At 68.9% G+C, this 17,220-nt stretch carries 15 protein-coding genes; 7 read left to right on the plus strand and 8 right to left on the minus strand.

The genetic code is table 11. The annotated features are described in order from the left end of the window. Window positions 1-85 precede the first annotated feature (85 nt). The 6 genes from ACFVJQ_RS25790 to ACFVJQ_RS25815 all read right to left on the minus strand — a co-directional run bounded on the left by ACFVJQ_RS25790 (window position 86) and on the right by ACFVJQ_RS25815 (window position 5,686). Window positions 86-700: a hypothetical protein gene (locus ACFVJQ_RS25790; protein ID WP_385787279.1), complete on the minus strand. Its 615-nt coding sequence runs from the start codon at window positions 698-700 to the stop codon at window positions 86-88. Between the two features lie 24 nt (window positions 701-724). After that, window positions 725-1,081 carry a hypothetical protein gene (locus tag ACFVJQ_RS25795; protein ID WP_385787282.1) on the minus strand — a complete coding sequence of 119 codons (357 nt, stop codon included), beginning with the start codon at window positions 1,079-1,081 and terminating at the stop codon, window positions 725-727. A gap of 291 nt (window positions 1,082-1,372) precedes the next feature. Further along, complete coding sequence (locus tag ACFVJQ_RS25800; RefSeq protein ID WP_385787285.1) at window positions 1,373-1,639, minus strand: hypothetical protein; 267 nt, start codon at window positions 1,637-1,639, stop codon at window positions 1,373-1,375. 1,163 nt (window positions 1,640-2,802) lie between these two features. Then, window positions 2,803-4,290: an AMP-binding protein gene (locus ACFVJQ_RS25805; protein WP_385787288.1), complete on the minus strand. Its 1,488-nt coding sequence runs from the start codon at window positions 4,288-4,290 to the stop codon at window positions 2,803-2,805. Window positions 4,291-4,306: 16 nt separating this feature from the next. Next, window positions 4,307-5,500 carry an acyl-CoA dehydrogenase family protein gene (locus tag ACFVJQ_RS25810; RefSeq protein ID WP_385515893.1) on the minus strand — a complete coding sequence of 398 codons (1,194 nt, stop codon included), beginning with the start codon at window positions 5,498-5,500 and terminating at the stop codon, window positions 4,307-4,309. A gap of 45 nt (window positions 5,501-5,545) precedes the next feature. Continuing rightward, window positions 5,546-5,686 carry a hypothetical protein gene (locus tag ACFVJQ_RS25815; protein WP_385787597.1) on the minus strand — a complete coding sequence of 47 codons (141 nt, stop codon included), beginning with the start codon at window positions 5,684-5,686 and terminating at the stop codon, window positions 5,546-5,548. Between the two features lie 486 nt (window positions 5,687-6,172). Here ACFVJQ_RS25815 and ACFVJQ_RS25820 point away from each other — a divergent pair, with 486 nt between their 5' ends. The 3 genes from ACFVJQ_RS25820 to ACFVJQ_RS25830 all read left to right on the plus strand — a co-directional run bounded on the left by ACFVJQ_RS25820 (window position 6,173) and on the right by ACFVJQ_RS25830 (window position 9,850). Next, entirely contained in the window at window positions 6,173-7,735 is a 1,563-nt protein-coding gene (locus ACFVJQ_RS25820) for a long-chain fatty acid--CoA ligase (protein ID WP_385787292.1), read from the plus strand. Further along, complete coding sequence (locus ACFVJQ_RS25825; RefSeq protein ID WP_385515610.1) at window positions 7,732-9,069, plus strand: MFS transporter; 1,338 nt, start codon at window positions 7,732-7,734, stop codon at window positions 9,067-9,069. The genes ACFVJQ_RS25820 and ACFVJQ_RS25825 overlap by 4 nt, the downstream gene beginning before the upstream one ends. 127 nt (window positions 9,070-9,196) lie before the next feature. Next, entirely contained in the window at window positions 9,197-9,850 is a 654-nt protein-coding gene (locus tag ACFVJQ_RS25830) for a TetR/AcrR family transcriptional regulator (protein ID WP_385515609.1), read from the plus strand. 58 nt (window positions 9,851-9,908) lie between these two features. Here the strand turns inward: ACFVJQ_RS25830 and ACFVJQ_RS25835 are convergent, their stop codons facing one another. Beyond that, window positions 9,909-10,373 (minus strand): MarR family winged helix-turn-helix transcriptional regulator, encoded by a 465-nt coding sequence (locus ACFVJQ_RS25835; RefSeq protein WP_385515608.1) that lies wholly within the window; start codon window positions 10,371-10,373, stop codon window positions 9,909-9,911. 158 nt (window positions 10,374-10,531) lie between these two features. Between ACFVJQ_RS25835 and ACFVJQ_RS25840 the strand changes: the two genes are divergently transcribed. The 4 genes from ACFVJQ_RS25840 to ACFVJQ_RS25855 all read left to right on the plus strand — a co-directional run bounded on the left by ACFVJQ_RS25840 (window position 10,532) and on the right by ACFVJQ_RS25855 (window position 15,336). Continuing rightward, on the plus strand, window positions 10,532-12,019 hold the full coding sequence (locus tag ACFVJQ_RS25840; RefSeq protein ID WP_385515607.1) for an MFS transporter: 1,488 nt from the start codon (window positions 10,532-10,534) through the stop codon (window positions 12,017-12,019). A 112-nt stretch (window positions 12,020-12,131) separates the two neighbouring features. Next, entirely contained in the window at window positions 12,132-12,836 is a 705-nt protein-coding gene (locus ACFVJQ_RS25845; protein ID WP_385787297.1) for a type 1 glutamine amidotransferase domain-containing protein, read from the plus strand. Between the two features lie 84 nt (window positions 12,837-12,920). After that, window positions 12,921-14,240, plus strand: coding sequence for an aldehyde dehydrogenase family protein (locus ACFVJQ_RS25850; RefSeq protein WP_385787300.1), 1,320 nt, complete (start codon window positions 12,921-12,923; stop codon window positions 14,238-14,240). Window positions 14,241-14,286: 46 nt separating this feature from the next. Then, on the plus strand, window positions 14,287-15,336 hold the full coding sequence (locus tag ACFVJQ_RS25855; protein ID WP_385787303.1) for an NADP-dependent oxidoreductase: 1,050 nt from the start codon (window positions 14,287-14,289) through the stop codon (window positions 15,334-15,336). 1,006 nt (window positions 15,337-16,342) lie between these two features. Here ACFVJQ_RS25855 and ACFVJQ_RS25860 read toward each other — a convergent pair. Then, window positions 16,343-17,215 (minus strand): hypothetical protein, encoded by an 873-nt coding sequence (locus ACFVJQ_RS25860; RefSeq protein WP_385787306.1) that lies wholly within the window; start codon window positions 17,213-17,215, stop codon window positions 16,343-16,345. Window positions 17,216-17,220 lie beyond the last annotated feature (5 nt).

Raw genomic sequence — 17,220 nt, forward strand, 5'->3', positions numbered from 1 at the left:
GCGTCAACGTTCTGTGGGCCCTGATCCGTGACCGACGGTGCTATCAAGTCGCACCTCCAGCGACTGCAGCTGCTTGACAACGGCATTAGGAAGCGAGTTCGAGCACAGCGCACACGTAACCGCAAACTCCGACCACGGTGGCGAGCCAGACGGTGACGGTGTGAACGGCGAGTCGGCTGCGGGCCGGGAGCATGCCGAGATGGACCAGCGCCGCCCTGCTCATCCGGGGCCGGGGTCCGCGCCTGGGCAGGCGTTCGAGGGCCCGGCGCAGCGCTCTGTGGGAGGCCGGACTGGTGAGACCGAGGGACGTGCCGTAGGCGTCGCGCACCAGCAGGACGCGTTCCGAGACACCGCTGCGGGAGAAGTAGGTCAGCAGCCGTACCCGCTCGATCCGGGACAGGTCCACGGTGCGCTCACCGGTCAGTGTCCGCGAGGTCAGAAGGGTTCCGGAGCGGCGCTGGGGCGGCCTCTCCGTGTTCAGTTCGGTGAGCAGCAGGAGTCCGGCCGGTCCGGCGGTCAGTGCCGACGCGATCGCCACCCCTGCGGGAAACAGGCCACCGGCCGCCACGGCAAGCGCGACGAAGGGCGACACGACGAGCGCCCCGGCGAAGGCGGTCCAGCGGCGCGCCCGTCGTCGGGCCGCCGCGGGCGACGTCCACCGCTGCGCGTACTTCGCTTTCACCTGGCTCTTCAACACCACGGGTCCTCGCCTTCCGGACAGGGGTCAGCCGAGTTGCCGAGGCTGCGCCCCGGACAGGCCCGTCCATGGCTCGGTCCGCCGTCCGAACCAGTCGGAGGGGGCCGCGCCGCCCTGCAGTCCCAGGCTCAGGAACAGCAGGTGGGGTGCGGTCGCGGACAGCAGGATGTCGGCGGCCTCACGGGGCATGCCTGCCAGGTCGGCCACCGCGGGCACCAGGCCACCCCCGTACAGCACGAGCGCGGAGACTCCCTGCACCCGGATCCACGCCGGGGACCACCGTGTGCGCGCCCTCTTCGGTGCCCAGCCGCGGAGCATGGCGATGCCGAGAGGCAGCAGTACTGCAGTGAACAGGACGATCCAGCACCACAGGAAGACCGCCATGTCCCACTCCCTCTCCGTGCTTCCCCGGCGCGAAGTCTGCCCCGCGCGCGGTCCGCCGTCACTGCCGGGATCCGGAAGTCTCCGGGCGCTCGGACTGCCCGGACACCGCAGCCCGCCACCACGCCGACTCGCCTGGTCATTCGAGGACCGGGCCCGGCTCGGGGAGGTCCCCTTCAGGACTCCGACGAAGAGCAAGGAACTCGGCGTCGTCGGCATCCTCGACGCCCCGTATCGACAAGGCCCCGACCTCCGCCGGTCGGAAGGCCGGTCGGAGTCGCCGGCGTTCGAAGTTCACTGCACGACCGGGCAGTTCCCCCACGCCGCGACCAGGGCTTCGGGGATCTGTGGGACATCGCCGCACCCGTGTGGCCCACGGGGGAAGCCATCGCTGGCGATGTAGATCCAGCTGCTCCCGGAAGTGCCGCAGAAGTACTTGGTGGCGCTGCCCTCGTCCTGCATGCCCACGAGTTCCTCGTGCGTGGCACCGGGGGTGGCCTCGAAACGGGTGGCGGCGTAGCGGACGCCGCCGCACTGGTCGTAGAAGAACTGGTGCGGCACAGGCTGGACATGGACGAAGGGGGGAAGCTGTGCTGGTAGGCCCCCGTCACGGCTGCCTTCACTTCGTTGCTGACGGTCAGATTGCGGCAGCCGTGGTCGTTTGCGGGCGTGGTGAGAGTTCCGGCGGGAGCGGGGGAGACAGCCTTGGCCGGGGCGGCGGAGGTGCGCGACGGCGCGGGCGTGGTGGTGACAGCTGTCGGGGGCGTGGTGGTGGCCGGGCCGTCCGAAGGGGTGCCTGCCACCACAGCGGCATGCGCGGAAGGCGAAGAGGAGGAGAGGGCACCCGAGCCGGCGTGGGAACCCGACGCATCCTGGCATCCGGTCAACACCATGACTCCGCCCAATCACCGCCATCACCGACGTACCTCTGAGACCAGGCATGGCGGGTCCTCTCGTCGACCGACGAAGCTGATGAAGCCACGACCACGACCTGCGTGACCACCGTGACCAGGGTGTGCGGCGCCGTGCGGCCGGCCACACGCTCGTTCCTGGACACACAGGACAGTTCCGGGGGTTGCAAGGAGAGGCATGCGGGACGGTCTCGGTTCCATATACGCGTGCGTGCCCGGTGGTTCGCCTCGGCCGTCGTGTCCCGCCCACCTGTCGGGTCGTAGAGACCGCGCGACTGCACGAGGAGAGAACAGTCGGACCGTGATGGGCCGCGGTACCGGCGTGCGCAGTCGTGGCGGCCGCTCCTGGCGCGGCTCCACGACCGGCTCGGCCGCCCGGAAGACGAACCTGGCAGGAAGCAGCCGTACAACGCCGCCGGCTTCAAGGTGGCGGACGTGGGGCCGTGCTGTCACAGGGCTGGGCATCTCCGTCGCCCGAGGACGGCGTGCACAAGCACCGCACGACCGAGCACGCCTGACCAGGCGGCAGGTCGCCCGCACTGTCGCGGGCGGCCCGCTCCAGCTGCGGTTGTCGCTCCGGATAAAGTCACAGTGACTGCCCAACCAGCTGCCGGTGCACGCCTGGCCAGTGCTCCGGCCTCCCCTGGCGGAAGACAGCCCACATCGACCCTCCCGATCCAAGACCCGGACCAGTATCGGGCCAAGGCACTGCGTAGAGCCTCGAACGTGGGCATCTGTCCAGGCCATTGGGCATCCCGCTCGGGTACCACCAACAAAAGAACTATGCCAGGCAGGAGACGCCCGTCAGGCCTGTCACGCCCCGGCCTCCGCGTATTGCGCACGGATGCGATGCTTGGCGATCTTGCCGTTGTCGTCACGTGGCAGGTCGTCGACGATCTCGATGTTCCGCGGGACCTTGAATCCGGCGAGCGTGGCGCGCAGGGCCCGGCCGAGCTCCCCCGGGTCGATCACGGCATCGCGCTCCGGTTGCACCAGGGCGTGCAGCCGCTCTCCGAATTCGGGGTCGGGCACACCGAACACCGCACAGTCGAGCACACCGGGCTGGCCGAGGATCGCGTTCTCGATCTCGACCGGATAGATGTTGACTCCGCCCGAGATCACCATGTCCACTGCGCGATCGCAGATGTAGAGGTAACCGTCCGCGTCGAGGTAGCCCATGTCCCCGAGGGTGATCAGGTCGTCCAGGGCGACGCCCTCACGCGCATCGGGCTGATTCCGGTAGGTGAAGTCGGTGTACGCGGGCTGCCGCACGTAGATGATCCCGGTCTCACCTGGGTGACAGTCCGCGCCGTCCGGGGAGACGATGCGGATCCGCGCCTCGCCGACCGGACGGCCGACACTGCCGGGACGCTCGAGTGCCTCCTTCGAGTCGATCACGGTGATCCAGCCGCTCTCGCTGGAGGCGTAGGTCTCGTACACGATCGGACCGAGCCAGTCGATCAGCGCCTGCTTCACCTCCGGAGCACAGGGCGCGCCCGTGGATCCGACGAACCGCAGGGAGGACAGGTCATAGCGCTCACGCACGCTGTGGGGCAGTTTCAGCAGGCGGACGTACATGGTCGGGACGCAGTACAGGGTGTCGATGCGGTGGCGTTCGATCAGGGCGAGCGTCTGCTCGGCGTCGAAGCGAGGCGCGATGACGAGGGTGTCGGCGATCTGGCTCGTCCACTGCGCGAAACCGCTCGGCGCACTGTGGTAGAGCGGAGCCGGTACGAGGGCACGGCAGCCGGCCCGCACCCCGAAGCAGGCCTCCATCACCTCGAGGGACCACCTTCGGTACAGCTCCAGTTCCGTCAGGGGTATGGGAGCGCGGACCACGCCCTTGGGCCGTCCGGTCGTGCCCGAGGTGTAGGCCATGTGCCCGCGCGGTGCGACGACCGGGCCGCTGTAATCGGGCTGCTGCACCAGCCAGTTCTCGTACTCGACCGCTTCTCCGCCGGCATCGCCCGCGACGGCGAGTGTGGTGACGCCGTGGGGCAGCACGGCGCGTGCCGCATGGAGCAGATCGGCGTGGCCGATCACCGCCCGGGCGCCGCAGTCCTCAAGAATGTAGCCGATTTCGGGCGGCGTGAAATGCCAGTTGAGAGGGCAGTAGGAGAACCCGCCGATGCGGCAGGCGAGGATGATGTCCACGTAGACGGGGTCGTTGCGCAGGAGCACCGCGACCACATCGCCCTCGCGCAGCCCCAGCGCCGCCAGTCCGCCCGCCAGTTTGCGCGCCCGGGCATCGAGCTCCTCGGGGGCGATTTCCTTGTCTTCGAAGCAGAGGGTTGCAGTCATCCGGAATCCTTGTCTCCTATCCGCGGAACGCGTTGTGCCCGGTGAACGCCTGGCCGAGCACCAGCTGGTGTATTTCGGCCGTGCCCTCGTAGGTCAGCACCGTTTCGAGGTTCACCATGTGCCGGATCACCGGGTACTCCAGCGAGATGCCGTTGCCACCCAGGATGGAGCGCGCGGTCCGGCAGATGTCGAGCGCCTCGCGTGTGTTGTTGAGCTTGCCGAAGCTGACCTGTTCGGGGCGCAGGCCGGTCCTGTCCTTCTGACGGCCGAGGTGCAGGGCCAGCAGCAGGCCCTTGTTCAGCTCCACCGCCATGTCGACGAGCTTGGCCTGAGTGAGCTGGAAGCCGGCGATCGGCCTGCCGAACTGCGTGCGCTGTCCCGCGTATTCGAGCGCGGCCTGCCAGGCGGACCGGGAGGAGCCCATGACGCCCCAGATGATTCCGTACCGCGCCTCGGTCAGGCAGCCGAGTGGTCCGGAGAGCCCCTTCGCCTTGGGCAGCATCGCGCCGTCGGGCAACCGGACGTCGTCCAGCACCAGTTCGCTGGTCACCGACGCCCGCAAGGACAGCTTGTGCTTGATCTTGTGGGCACTGAATCCAGGCGTGTCGGTCGGAACGACGAAACCACGGATCCCGCCCTCGGCGGACGCCCACACCACAGCCACGTCGGCGATGCTGCCGTTGGTGATCCACATCTTGCGGCCGTTCAACACCCAGTCCGTGCCATCGCGCCGGGCCGTGGTCGTCATCGAGCCCGGGTCGGATCCGGAGTCGGGCTCGGTCAGGCCGAAGCACCCGATGGCCTCGCCGGCGGCCATGCGTGGCAGCCACTCCTGCTTCTGCTCCTCGGACCCGTTCGCCCAGATCGCGTACATCGCCAGCGAGCCCTGCACGGAGACCATCGAGCGAATGCCCGAGTCGGCGGCTTCCAGTTCCAGGCAGGCCAGACCGTAGTGCACCGCGCTCGCGCCACCGCACCCGTAACCCTCGAGGTGCATGCCGAGCACGCCGAGCTTGCCGAACTCCTTGGCGAGCTCCCGCGCGGTCGGCAGGTCGCCGGCCTCGAACCAGTCCCCGACGTACGGGGTCACGTGTTCCGCACAGAACTTCCGGACGGTGTCGCGGACGGCCAGTTCGTCGTCGGAGAGCTGGGAGTCCAGGCCCAGCGGATCCATCGGGTCGAATGGAGCGAGAGTACGGCTGTTGCTCACAGAGCTTCCTCAGGTGACGTCGTGATGGTGACAGTGAGTGGGGTGTCAGCCGCGGTCGACGACCGCGGTGCCTGTCCTGGCGGGGTCCGGGCCGGTGCCCATCGTGTCGGGGCGGACGGTGGAGCGGGCGCCACGCAGCCGGCCGATGGGGGTGCGGCGGGCGGCGGCGCAGTACACGGGGAGCACGGGGCCTCCTGTTCGGCGGCGTACTGCCGAAATTAAACTAGCACTGCAAGTTTTTTGGGAATGTAACCCGTAACACCGTCGACTGTGAAGCCGCACCGTGGAGCGCATGGGCGTGCCGGGCGCCGACGTCAGCACGTTCACCGGAGACGCCGGAACCTGACCGCGGCACCCCTGACCGGCCCCGGCAGGGCTGCTCCGTCGCCCTCTTGTAGCCGATCACTGTTCGGTTTACTCTGCCGAAATAACCGAACAGCGATCGGCCACCCCGAGCGCCACCCGGCGTCACAGAGCGCGGTCACGACCGTCGCCGCGCCGCCACCGGGCCCATCCCCTCGTGTTCATCCGTTGCATCCGTCCGGCGCAGCCGACTCGCCGAGCTGCCCACAGGCACGCTCCGAGCCTCGTCAGGCCGTCGGTCCAGGACCCATGTCCGCCAGTCCTTCGCTGACCCATGTCAGCGCTCTTTTGTGATGGCAGGAGACCCTTATGGCAGCTTTGTCACTCGCGGCTACGCTCGCCGAACCCGCCCGCCGCTCCCCCGGCAGCCTCGCGCTGGTCGAAGGCGGCGTCCGTCTGACGTATGGCGAGTTGTGGGCCGAGGCCCTGCGTTATGCCGCCGCGCTACGGGAGCAGGGCGTGCGCCCCGACGACCGTGTGGCGTTGCTGTGCCCCAATACTGCGGACTTCGTTCGCACCTACTACGCCATCCTGGCCCTGGGCGGTGTCGTCGTGCCGGTGCCGACGCTGCTCAACGCCGACGAAGTCGCATATATCCTCCAGCACTCCGGCGCCCGAACGCTCATCACCGAGGTGAGCCACCTCGATCTCGGCCGGAAGGCGGCGCAGACGGCGGGGATCTCCTTCCTGCCCCTCGGGGACGGCCACAACAGCGGGTCGTTGGACACACTCGCACGCTCGGCCGACCCTCTGAGTACGTACATCACCCGCGATACCGACGACCCAGCCGTCATCTTCTACACCTCCGGCACCACAGGACGCCCCAAAGGTGCTGTACTCACCCACTTCAATCTGGTCATGAACGCGACGGTGAACGCGTTCGACGCCGTTCATCTGCGCTCCGACGATGTCGTGCTCGGCTGCCTGCCGCTGTTTCACACCTTCGGCCAGACCGTGGCCATGAACGCCACCTTCCGCGCAGGTGCCACCCTCGTGCTGCAGCCCCGGTTCGATCCGGACGGCGCCATCACCCTCATGCGGGACGAAGGGGTCACCGCGTTCTACGGCGTACCGACGATGTTCGTCAGGCTCCTGGACAGCGCGGCGGATCGGCCGGAGCTCCCGCAGCTGGGCATGTGCATCTCCGGCGGTGCGTCACTGCCAGTCACGGTGCTCGAGCGCTTCGAGAAGGCCTTCACCACCACCGTGTACGAGGGCTACGGCCTGTCGGAGACGTCTCCGACCGCGAGCGTCAACCAGCCCGGGTACGGGAGGCGGCCCGGCACCGTCGGCCATCCCCTGTGGGGTGTTGAGGTGGAAATCGCCGACGCCGGTATCGAGGACTGCATCGTGCTGCTGCCGTCCGGCGAGACGGGCGAGATCGTTATTCGCGGTCACAACGTCATGGCCGGTTATCTCGGTGATCCGGCGGCCACCGACGCAGCCATCGTCGACGGCTGGTTCCGTACCGGCGACATCGGACTCAAGGATGCCGACGGGTTTCTCTCCATCGTCGACCGCAAGAAGGATCTCATCATCCGCGGTGGCTTCAACGTCTACCCCCGCGAGGTCGAAGAAGCCCTGGCGCGCCATCCCGACATCACCGAGGCAGCCGTCATCGGCATCCCCGACGACGAACGCGGCGAAGAAATCTGCGCCGTTGTCGTGCCGCGCTCCGGGCGCCCTGTCGATCCCGACGCCCTCATCGCGTGGACCCGCGACCGGTTGGGCCGCCACAAGTACCCCCGTCGCGTCGAGGTCGTCGACCGTCTGCCGCTCGGCCCCAGCCACAAGGTGCTCAAGCGGGAACTGCGCCGGCAGTTCACCCAGCAGGCCACCCCCCGTGCCACTGAAAGGACCGTCACTTCATGACTGCTCAGGACACCACGACAGACCCGCAGAAGCACGTCGATACAGCGACGGTTCCGCGCTCCGAGGTGCGCCGTGCAGCCTTCACGGCCATGGCCACCTCCGCCATCGAGTGGTACGACTTCTTCATCTACGGCACGGCCGCCGCGCTCGTGTTCAGTACCAAGTTCTTCCCGTCGTTCAGCCCCGTCGCCGGAGTGCTCGCTGCTTTCGCAACGTTCGCAATCGGCTTCGCCGCCCGCCCGCTCGGGGGCATCGTCTGCGGCCACTACGGCGACAAGTTCGGCCGCAAACCCGTTCTGGTGGCGACACTGATCGTCATGGGCGGGGCGACCACGCTGATCGGTCTGCTGCCCACCTTCTCCGTGATCGGGATCGCCGCACCCATCATCCTGGCGCTGCTCCGCTTCGCCCAGGGCCTGGCGGTCGGGGGACAGTGGGGCGGTGCGATGCTCGTCGCGACGGAGTACGCACCGCCCGGGCGGAGAGGCCTGTACGGCAGCTTTGTGCAGCTCGGCGTGCCGATCGGCCTGATCCTCGGCAATCTGACCTTCCTCTTCATGACCAGCGTGATCGCCAAGGACGACTTCGAGGCATGGGGATGGCGGGTGCCGTTCCTCTTCAGCATCGTGATGATCGCGCTGGCGGTGTTCGTTCACCGGCGGCTGGAGGAGACGCCGGCGTTCCAGCGCGCGGAGGAGCGGCTGGCCGAGGGCAAGGCGGCCCGGCGGCGCTCGCCGGTGCTGGAGGTGCTGCGCTCCCAGCCCAAGCAGGTCCTGCTCGCGGCCGGTTCGTTCCTCGTCGTCAATGCGACCTTCTACCTGCTGGTGACCGGCATGCTGGACTACGGCAACAGGCACCTGGGGATGGGCCAGAGCTCCGTACTCACTGCCGTACTGCTGGGCAACGCCGCCCAGCTCGTCGCACTCCCGCTCTTCGCGGCGCTCTCGGACCGTCTGGGCCGCCGTCGGGTCTACGCGGCCGGGGTACTGGCGCTGGGTGTCTGGGCGTTCCCGATGTTCCAGCTCGTCGACACCAAGCAGTTCCCGCTCGTTGTCCTTGCCCTGGTCGGGGGCGTCATCTGTCTGTCGGCGGCGTACGGCCCGCAGGCGGCGCTGTTCGCGGAGATGTTCAGCGCTGAGGTGCGCTACTCCGGCGCCTCCCTCGGCTACCAGATCGCCTCGGTGCTCGGCGGTGGTCTGGCACCGTTCCTGATGGTTCTGCTGCTGGAGTCCACACACACGTCGATGTCGATCTCCATCTACGTGGCAGTGATGGCGGCCGTCGCTCTGCTGTCGCTGTGGCGGATCAAACCGGTTCGCGATCCGGCGGAATAGCCGTCGCTTCGCCGCGCCCTCCCTGCGGTCCGGACCGCGGACCGCAGGGAGGGCCTGCCTGTAAGGTGAGGTCAGAAGCTGGGCACTGCGGATGCCCGCCCGCCACACGACACTGGGGGGTGCATCGGTGGTTCGGCCGACCAGACCGATCCTCAGCCGGGAGCGCATCTGTACCGCGGCACTGGCCATCGTGGACGAGGAAGGCCTCGCCGAGCTGTCGATGCGCAAGCTCGCCCGAAGCCTCGGGGTCCAGGTCTCCTCGCTCTATGAGCACGTGAAGACCAAGGACGATGTCCTTCACGAGGTCGCGAACACCATCATGGCGAGCGTGGATGTCTCGGGCTTCGAGACCGGCGACTGGCGTCATGGAGTGGCGTCCTGGGCACGGTCGTATCGCGCTGCGCTGGCCGCTCACCCCAACATCGTTCCGTTCCTGGCCTACGGACCAGCACATCGCGACGCGTCCTTGCAGCGGGCCAACACCGTTCACGGCGGCCTGGTGGCGGGAGGCTGGCCTCCCCGGTACGCGACGATGATCGGAGCTTCGACCAAGTACCTGGTGGTCGGTGCCGCGATGAGCTCCTTCGCCGGAGGGTTCGACGACGATATCCAGGTCTACATGGGCCGATATCCGCACCTGGCCGGGGCCCACCGTTTGCGCGAGCACGCCGACAACATCGACCCCGACAGCTTCGAACTCGCCCTCGACATGTTCCTCGACGGTCTCACGGCACTGCACGCCCGGATTGCCGCACCCGCGGAGGATCCCGGGGAGTCCTGACAGGCGTACCGCTGCATGTCTGCGAGGTGACTTGCAGCGGTCGGCGCCTCGGCCGCGATCAGGTCGTCTCCTCAGGGTGCAGGCGTCCCAGTAGCTCGTAGAGACTGCGGCGCCCCTCCTCGTCCAGACGCGCGAAGGCTGCCGAAGTGGCCCGCATGTCGGCGCGGATGAGGCGAACGGCCTCCCTTCCCTCATCGGTGGCGACCACGTTCTTGATCCGCCGGTCGGCCGCATCGAGGTGCCTGGAGACCAGCCCACGTGCCTCCAGCCGGTCGACGAGCCCGGTGATGTTGGAGGCGTCACAGGAGAGCAGCCCTGCGAGGCCTCGCATGGGCAGCGGCTGCCGAAGCAGGATGAGCATCTTGGCCTGCGTCATGGTGAGCCCGTGCATTGCGGCGGCCGCTGTCAGGTCGCGGTAGTAACCGGCAGCAGCGCGTGCCAAGCGGTCCATGAGTGCGTCGTGAGCAGGATCGCTGCCCTGCGCGGCGGAGCGGTCGGCGGGTGGGGCGGGAGTGTGGGCCATGCCTCAATTGTAAGGGAAGCTCAACGTTTGACTTCCTCAACCATTGAGGTTTACTGTCTCGCTCACTGCTTGGCTGCATCAAGCATCTAACTCGTCGACGAGTCTCCCTTCGTTGAGCTCCCGCCACGACACCCCGCCCCGCCCCGGAGAAAGCACCCGTGTCACAACCCCTTGCTCCGCCGCACGGCCGACACCGGGCCGAGACCTCGGTCATCCTTGCCCTGAGCCTCGCCGCGATGGTCGTGTCGATGATGCAGACACTGGTGGTGCCGATCCTCGGCCTGATCCAGAGCAGCCTCGGCGCCGGCTCGGCCGAGGTCAGCTGGGTCACCACCGCGACCCTGCTCTCTGCTGCCGTCTTCACCCCGCTGCTCGGCCGCTTCGGCGACCAGCACGGCAAGAAGCCGACCCTCATCGGCGTGCTGGCGGTGATGATCGTCGGCTCTGTCCTGGCCGCCACGACCGACTCGCTGCTCTGGCTGATCGTCGGCCGCGTGTTGCAGGGCGCCGCCACCGCGATCTTCCCGCTCGCTCTGTCGGTACTCCGCGAGGAGGTCCCTGCCCGCCGTCTGCCGGGAGCGATGGCGCTGGTCAGCGGCACCCTGGCGTTCGGCAGCGGTTTCGCACTGGTCACCACCGGCCTGTTGACCCGCGGCGAGGACGCCGACTACCACCGCGTCTTCTGGCTGGCCACCGGCCTCGCAGTGGTCACCCTGCTCGCCGTCGTCCTCCTCGTACCGGCAAGCCGCACCAAGACCGGCGGACGCACCGACATACTCGGCGCTCTCACCCTCGGCCTCTTCCTGGTTCTCCTGCTGCTGCCGATCTCCCAGGGCCACGAGTGGGGCTGGACCTCCGCCCGTACGCTGGGCAGCTTCACCGGAGCGGTCATCATGGCCGGCGTCTGGAGCTTCACCGAGAGCCGGGTCCGCGAACCCATGGTCGACATGCGGATGTTCCTCCACCGCCCGGTGCTCTTCAGCAACCTCGCGGGCCTCTTCGTGGGATTCGGGATGTTCGCCCAGTTCCTCGGCGTCTCCTATCTGGCGCAGGTGCCGAGGGACGTCGCAGGCTACGGCTTCGGCGCCTCCGTTCTCCGCGCCTCCGTCGAGTACCTGCTGCCCAGCACGATCGCGTCCCTCGTCGCCTCCCAGTTCGGTGGCCTGCTGATCCGCAGGATCGGCCCACGCCTCACCCTCGCCCTCAGCGCAACGACGGGCGTCGCCGGCTTCGCCTGGCTGGCCGCGGCGCACTCCTCGACCCCCTCGGTCATCGGCGCCGGAATGGCTGTCGGAACAGCCATCAGCCTCGGCTACGCCGCGATGCCCGCCCTCATCGTCGCGGGCGTGCCACCCCACCAGACCGGCATCGCCAACGGCATCAATTCCATCTCCCGGTCCGTCGGCAGCTCGATCGGCAGCGCGCTGATCACTTCACTGCTCGCCTCCAGAACCATCGAGAACCTTCCGGCCGGAATGCCCCCGCTGCCCGCCGAGAGCCAGTTCACCCTGAGCTTCATCCTTGCCGGTGTCGCCTTCTCCTTCGTCCTGGCCCTCTCGCTGGTCGGCCTCAAACGGGAACAGCAGGCGCCCCGTACGGAACACCTGCCCGCCACGGAGTCGGCCGCTGCCACCACCGCTGCCTGACAAGCCCCACCGCGATCTGCACCACTGCACCAAGGAGTTACCGGCACCCTGCCGGACAACAAGACCCACCACCACCGTGCGACCCGCGCGCACCGTTGTAAAGGAGACAGATATGACCGCAGTTCTGTTCGTCGTCACCAGCGCCGACCACTGGACGCTCGCCGACGGCACCCTGCACCCCACCGGCTACTGGGCCGAGGAACTCGCCGCACCGCACCGGCTGTTCCGCGAGGCCGGTTTCGATGTCACCATCGCCACACCCGGCGGCGTGACCCCGACCGTCGACGCCGTCAGCCTTGCCGCCGAGTCCACCGGCGGCAAGGAGCAGGCCGACGCCATCGCCGCGTACCTGGCTTCCATCCGCGCCGACCTGGAGAACCCTGTCAAGGTCGAGGAGATCGACCTAGACGCGTACGACGCCGTCCTCTACCCCGGTGGCCACGGCCCCATGGAGGACCTCGCCGTCAACGCCGACTCCGGTCGCCTGCTCACCGCGGCGCTGGACTCCGGCAAGCCCCTCGCGGTGCTGTGCCACGCCCCCGCGGCCCTGCTCGCCGCCCGGCGCGAGGACGGCAGCTGGCCGTTCGCCGGTTACCGCATGACCGGCTTCACCAACGACGAGGAGACCGCGGCCGGTTTCGCCGACAAGGCCACCTGGCTGCTCCAGGACCGCCTGGTGGAGCTCGGCGCCGACTTCCACGCCGCCGCCCCGTTCAGCGAGCACGTCGTGACGGACCGCAACCTGCACACCGGTCAGAACCCCGCCTCCTCCGAGCAGCTCGCCCGGAACATCATCGAGATCCTCAACCGCGGCTGATCCCCTTGCCCGACGCCGGCGCCCGGGCTGCCCCGCGGCGCGGCGACAACGCCCCCGTCCCCGTACCGCACCTGTGAGGGAACCATGAACAATCCAGCGCCCGAGCAGCCCGCCGAGCTCGTCGCCCGGCTGCGCGCCACCTTCCGCGCCGGCAAGACCAAGCCCATGGCCTGGCGCACCGAGCAGCTGCACCGGATGCGTACCCTGCTCACCGAACAGGGGGAGACATTCGCCGCGGCACTCCACGCCGACTTGGGGAAGAGCTCCACCGAGGCGTACCGCACGGAGATCGACTTCGTCATACGCGAGATCGACCACACCCTGGAACATCTCGACGGGTGGCTGCGCCCCGAACAGGCCCCCGTCCCCGCGTTCATCGGGGAGGCGAGTGCCTGGACGCAGTACGACCCGCTGGGCGTCGTGCTCGTCATCGCCCCCTGGAACTACCCGGCGCAGCTGCTGCTGGCCCCGGTCGCCGGTGCCCTGGCCGCGGGCAACGCGGTGGTCGCCAAGCCCAGCGAACTGGCCCCGGCCACGTCCGCCGCCCTGGCCCGCCTCCTGCCGCAGTACCTCGACACCGACGCGGTCGCCGTGGTCGAAGGCGGCGTCCCGGAGACCACCGCCCTGCTCGAGCAGCGCTTCGACCACATCCTCTACACCGGCAACGGCACGGTCGGCCGCATCGTGATGGCCGCGGCCGCCCGGCACCTCACCCCCGTCACCCTCGAACTCGGCGGCAAATCCCCGGCGTTCGTGGACCGTGGCACCGACCTGGACACCGTCGCCGCCCGCCTCGCGGCCGGGAAGTTCCTCAACGCCGGACAGACCTGCGTCGCGCCCGACTACGTCCTCACCGACCGTGAGACCGCACGCGCTCTGGAAGCCGCACTGGCCAAGGCCATCGAGGCGCTGTATGGGCCCGACCCCGCCGCCTCCCCGGAGTACGGCCGTATCGTCAACGCACGCCACTTCGACCGGCTGACCGCCCTCCTCACCTCCGGCCGCCAGGTCACCGGCGGCGCGTACGACCGCGAGACGAAGTACATCGCGCCGACCGTCCTGGCCGAGGTGTCACCTGACGCGCCCGTCATGCAGGAGGAGATCTTCGGCCCGATCCTCCCGATCGTCGAGGTGCCCGGACTCGACGAGGCCATCGACTTCATCAACGACCGCGACAAGCCGCTGGCCCTGTACGCGTTCACCGAATCGGACACCACCCGGGAACGGTTGGCGGCCGAAACCTCCTCGGGCGGCCTCGGGTTCGGCCTGCCGCTGGCCCATCTCACCATCTCCGACCTGCCGTTCGGCGGCGTCGGCGAAAGCGGCATGGGCAGCTACCACGGCCGCTACTCCATCGAGACCTTCAGCCACCGCAAAGCCGTCCTCGCCAAGCCCCTCAGCTGATCCACCCCAGCCGTGCATGAGCACGGCGGAAAGAGACATTCCCACCATGAACGCTCTCCCCACCACCAGCCGCGAATGGCACCTGGTCGCCCGCCCGAACGGTGTGCCCCGGCCGCAGGACTTCGCCCTGCGCGAGGTTCCCCTCACCGAGCCCGGCTCCGGTCAGATCCTCGTACACAACCTTCACCTGTCGGTCGACCCGTACATGCGCGGCCGGATGAACGACGTGAAGTCCTACATCCCTCCCTTCCAGCTGAACCAGCCGATGGACGGGGGTGCGGTCGGCGTCGTCGTCGCCGTGGGCGATGGCTCCCCCGCCGGCTCCATCGCCGTGGGTGATCACGTCCTGCACGGGCTCGGCTGGCGGGAGTACGCGCTCCTCGACGCGGCGGACGCCGTGCAGGTCGACGCCGGGAACGCTCCGCTGAGCACGTACCTCGGTGTCCTCGGCATGCCCGGACTGACCGCTTACGCAGGTCTGCTGCGCGTGGCGGAGTTCCACGAGGGCGACACCGTCTTCGTCTCCGGCGCGGCCGGTGCGGTCGGCAGCCAGGTCGGGCAGATCGCCCGGCTCAAGGGCGCCAAGCGGGTCATCGGCAGCGCGGGCTCTGACGAGAAGGTCCAACTGCTCCTCAAGAAGTACGGCTTCGACGCCGCCTTCAACTACAAGAACGGGCCCGTGGCCGAGCAGCTCAAGGCGGCGGCCCCGGATGGCATCGACGTCTACTTCGACAACGTCGGCGGCGACCACCTCGAGGCCGCGATCGGCGCCCTGAACGTGCATGGCCGCGCAGCGCTGTGCGGGGCCATCGCCCAGTACAACGCGACCGATCCGGCCCCCGGCCCGCGCAACCTCGCACTCGCCATCGGCAAGCGCCTCACCCTGCGCGGCCTGCTGGTCTCCGACCACAACGACCTGCAGCAGCAGTTCGTGCAGGAGGTCGGCGGCTGGATCCGCGACGGGAAGCTCCGCTACGAGGAGACCGTCGTGGAAGGCATCGAGAACAACGTCGAGGCATTCCTCGGCATGCTCCGCGGCGACAACACCGGCAAGATGATCGTCACCTTGCCGACACGGGCCGCAGTCGACAACTGACCATCGTGGGCGGACTGCACGGCAGAGTCCGCACTCCTCAGCGCGTGGGCCCGGGGCTCCTGCCACCGGGCCCATGCCGGGGTTTGCATGGTTCAAGAATCGGACGTCGACTCCCGTGATCGACAGTTGCGCCAAAACCTTTCACGGGGATGACCGGTAGGTAGCGGGGTTGGTCATGGCGTGTCGTCGTGGCCCAGCCCCACGCAGGTCCGCGATCTCAGGAAGAGGCTCGAACCACGGCAACCTACGACTTGCGGCAGCATCACGACAGGGGCGGCGAACCTGTCCCTCTTCTCGGAGCGCTCACGACGCCGCATACGTCTCGGACATGATGAGGCGTACTCTTCCCGCGCCATCCCTATCCACCTGCGCAAGCGAGGCGTGAGAGCAGTGATCGGGACCGGCCGGTCGACGATGCCCGAGGGCGGATATGGGGCGGCGACGGAGGCGGGCAGCAAGGGGGGTGAGCCGCCCAGTCCGACGAGCGTGAGCAGTTGGGCCAAGTCGCGGCCCTCGCTGCGGATCTCGTCGAGGAACCGGTGCAGATCGCCGGGGCACAGGCCGAGGTCGGCGAGGGCCAGGCGTCCCGGGCGGCGGACCACATCGGCTTCCGCCGGGGCGGTGTGCTCTGGGACGGCGGACCTGGGTCTCCATGCCGTCGATGCGCAAGGTGACGTTCTCGGCCGTGGCGTAGGCGCATGGGTCAGGCCGGTGCGAAGGTGGACCAGGGTGGCCGGCAGCCGGTCGGTGAAGACCAGCCCATACCTCGGCCCCCCTCCGGCCTGCCGCCGGCGGGCGCCCCGGCGCCGCTCGTGCCCTGCGGACACGCAGCGCGCTTCCCAGCGTGGCGCGAGTTCCTCGATCAACTCGCCGGGATGCTGGCGTGTGACGCCGAACAAGGCTGGATGCGACATGGCCGCGCGGGCCTGCTTGATCTTCGCACCTCAAGAACCCGGGCGGCCATCGTCGTGTCACGGCCACCCGCGATCATTCGCGAGGCAAATCGTCAAGTTCGTGCGGGGCGGGCCGGAAGGCCCATGGGGTTGGGGAAGGGGATGATGCCGGAGGTGAGGACCTGGTCGGCCAGCAGGCTGAGCAGACCGAGGAGCTGGGCGGTCTCGGTCTGTGTGAGGGCGCGGTAGGGCCGGACGGCGAGGGCATCGGTGCGGACCTCGATGTGGGCACGCAGGCCGCGCCCCTCGGCGGTGGGGCGCCCGCTGCTTTCCAGTAGTCCCCGTGCGGTGAGGCGGTCCGCAGCCATCTGCCAGTCCTCCTCGGACCAGCCGCGGTTGTCCCGCAGGATCGCCACGGGCACGCCCTCGCATGCGGCGAAGAGCACGTGGGCCTCGCAGCCGTCCAGGCCCTCGGCGGTCAGCACGGCGACGTGGCCGTCACCGCGGTGCTCGCGCAGCGCCGTGGTGGCCTGCCAGAGGGCGCTGACCGGGTCCTCGGGCCTGGGCAGCCCGCGGTTGGCGGCGAACAACGGACGCCCAGCGCCGTCCGCAACGGCAACCGTCCGTTCCAACAGCGGGACGACCTTTGCCGCCGCGTCCGCCGCCGACGGCGCTACTCGGCGCAGCGCTGCGGTGGCCGCCTCAGCGCGGGCACGGAGCACGGCCTCGGGTGTGGCGAATCCCCATGCGTCGGGGATGGCGCGTCGCACCATGGCGGGGTGGAAGTTGAAGAAGGCCGCCTCCACCGCACCCGCCGCCACCGCTCCCAGCGGCGCGGCCCGGGCTGCGAAGTAGCCCATCCAAAATCCGCGCAGGCCGACCATGCGGTTGGCCTCGCGGCTCTCGGGCGCGAAGTACGTGACCGCGTGCAGGGGTTCGAGGACCTGCCAGACCGTACGGGCGAATGCTGCTTCCACGTGTGCCATCCTCC

The organism is Streptomyces sp. NPDC127197, from assembly GCF_042672405.1.
Taxonomy (GTDB): domain Bacteria; phylum Actinomycetota; class Actinomycetes; order Streptomycetales; family Streptomycetaceae; genus Streptomyces; species Streptomyces flavusporus.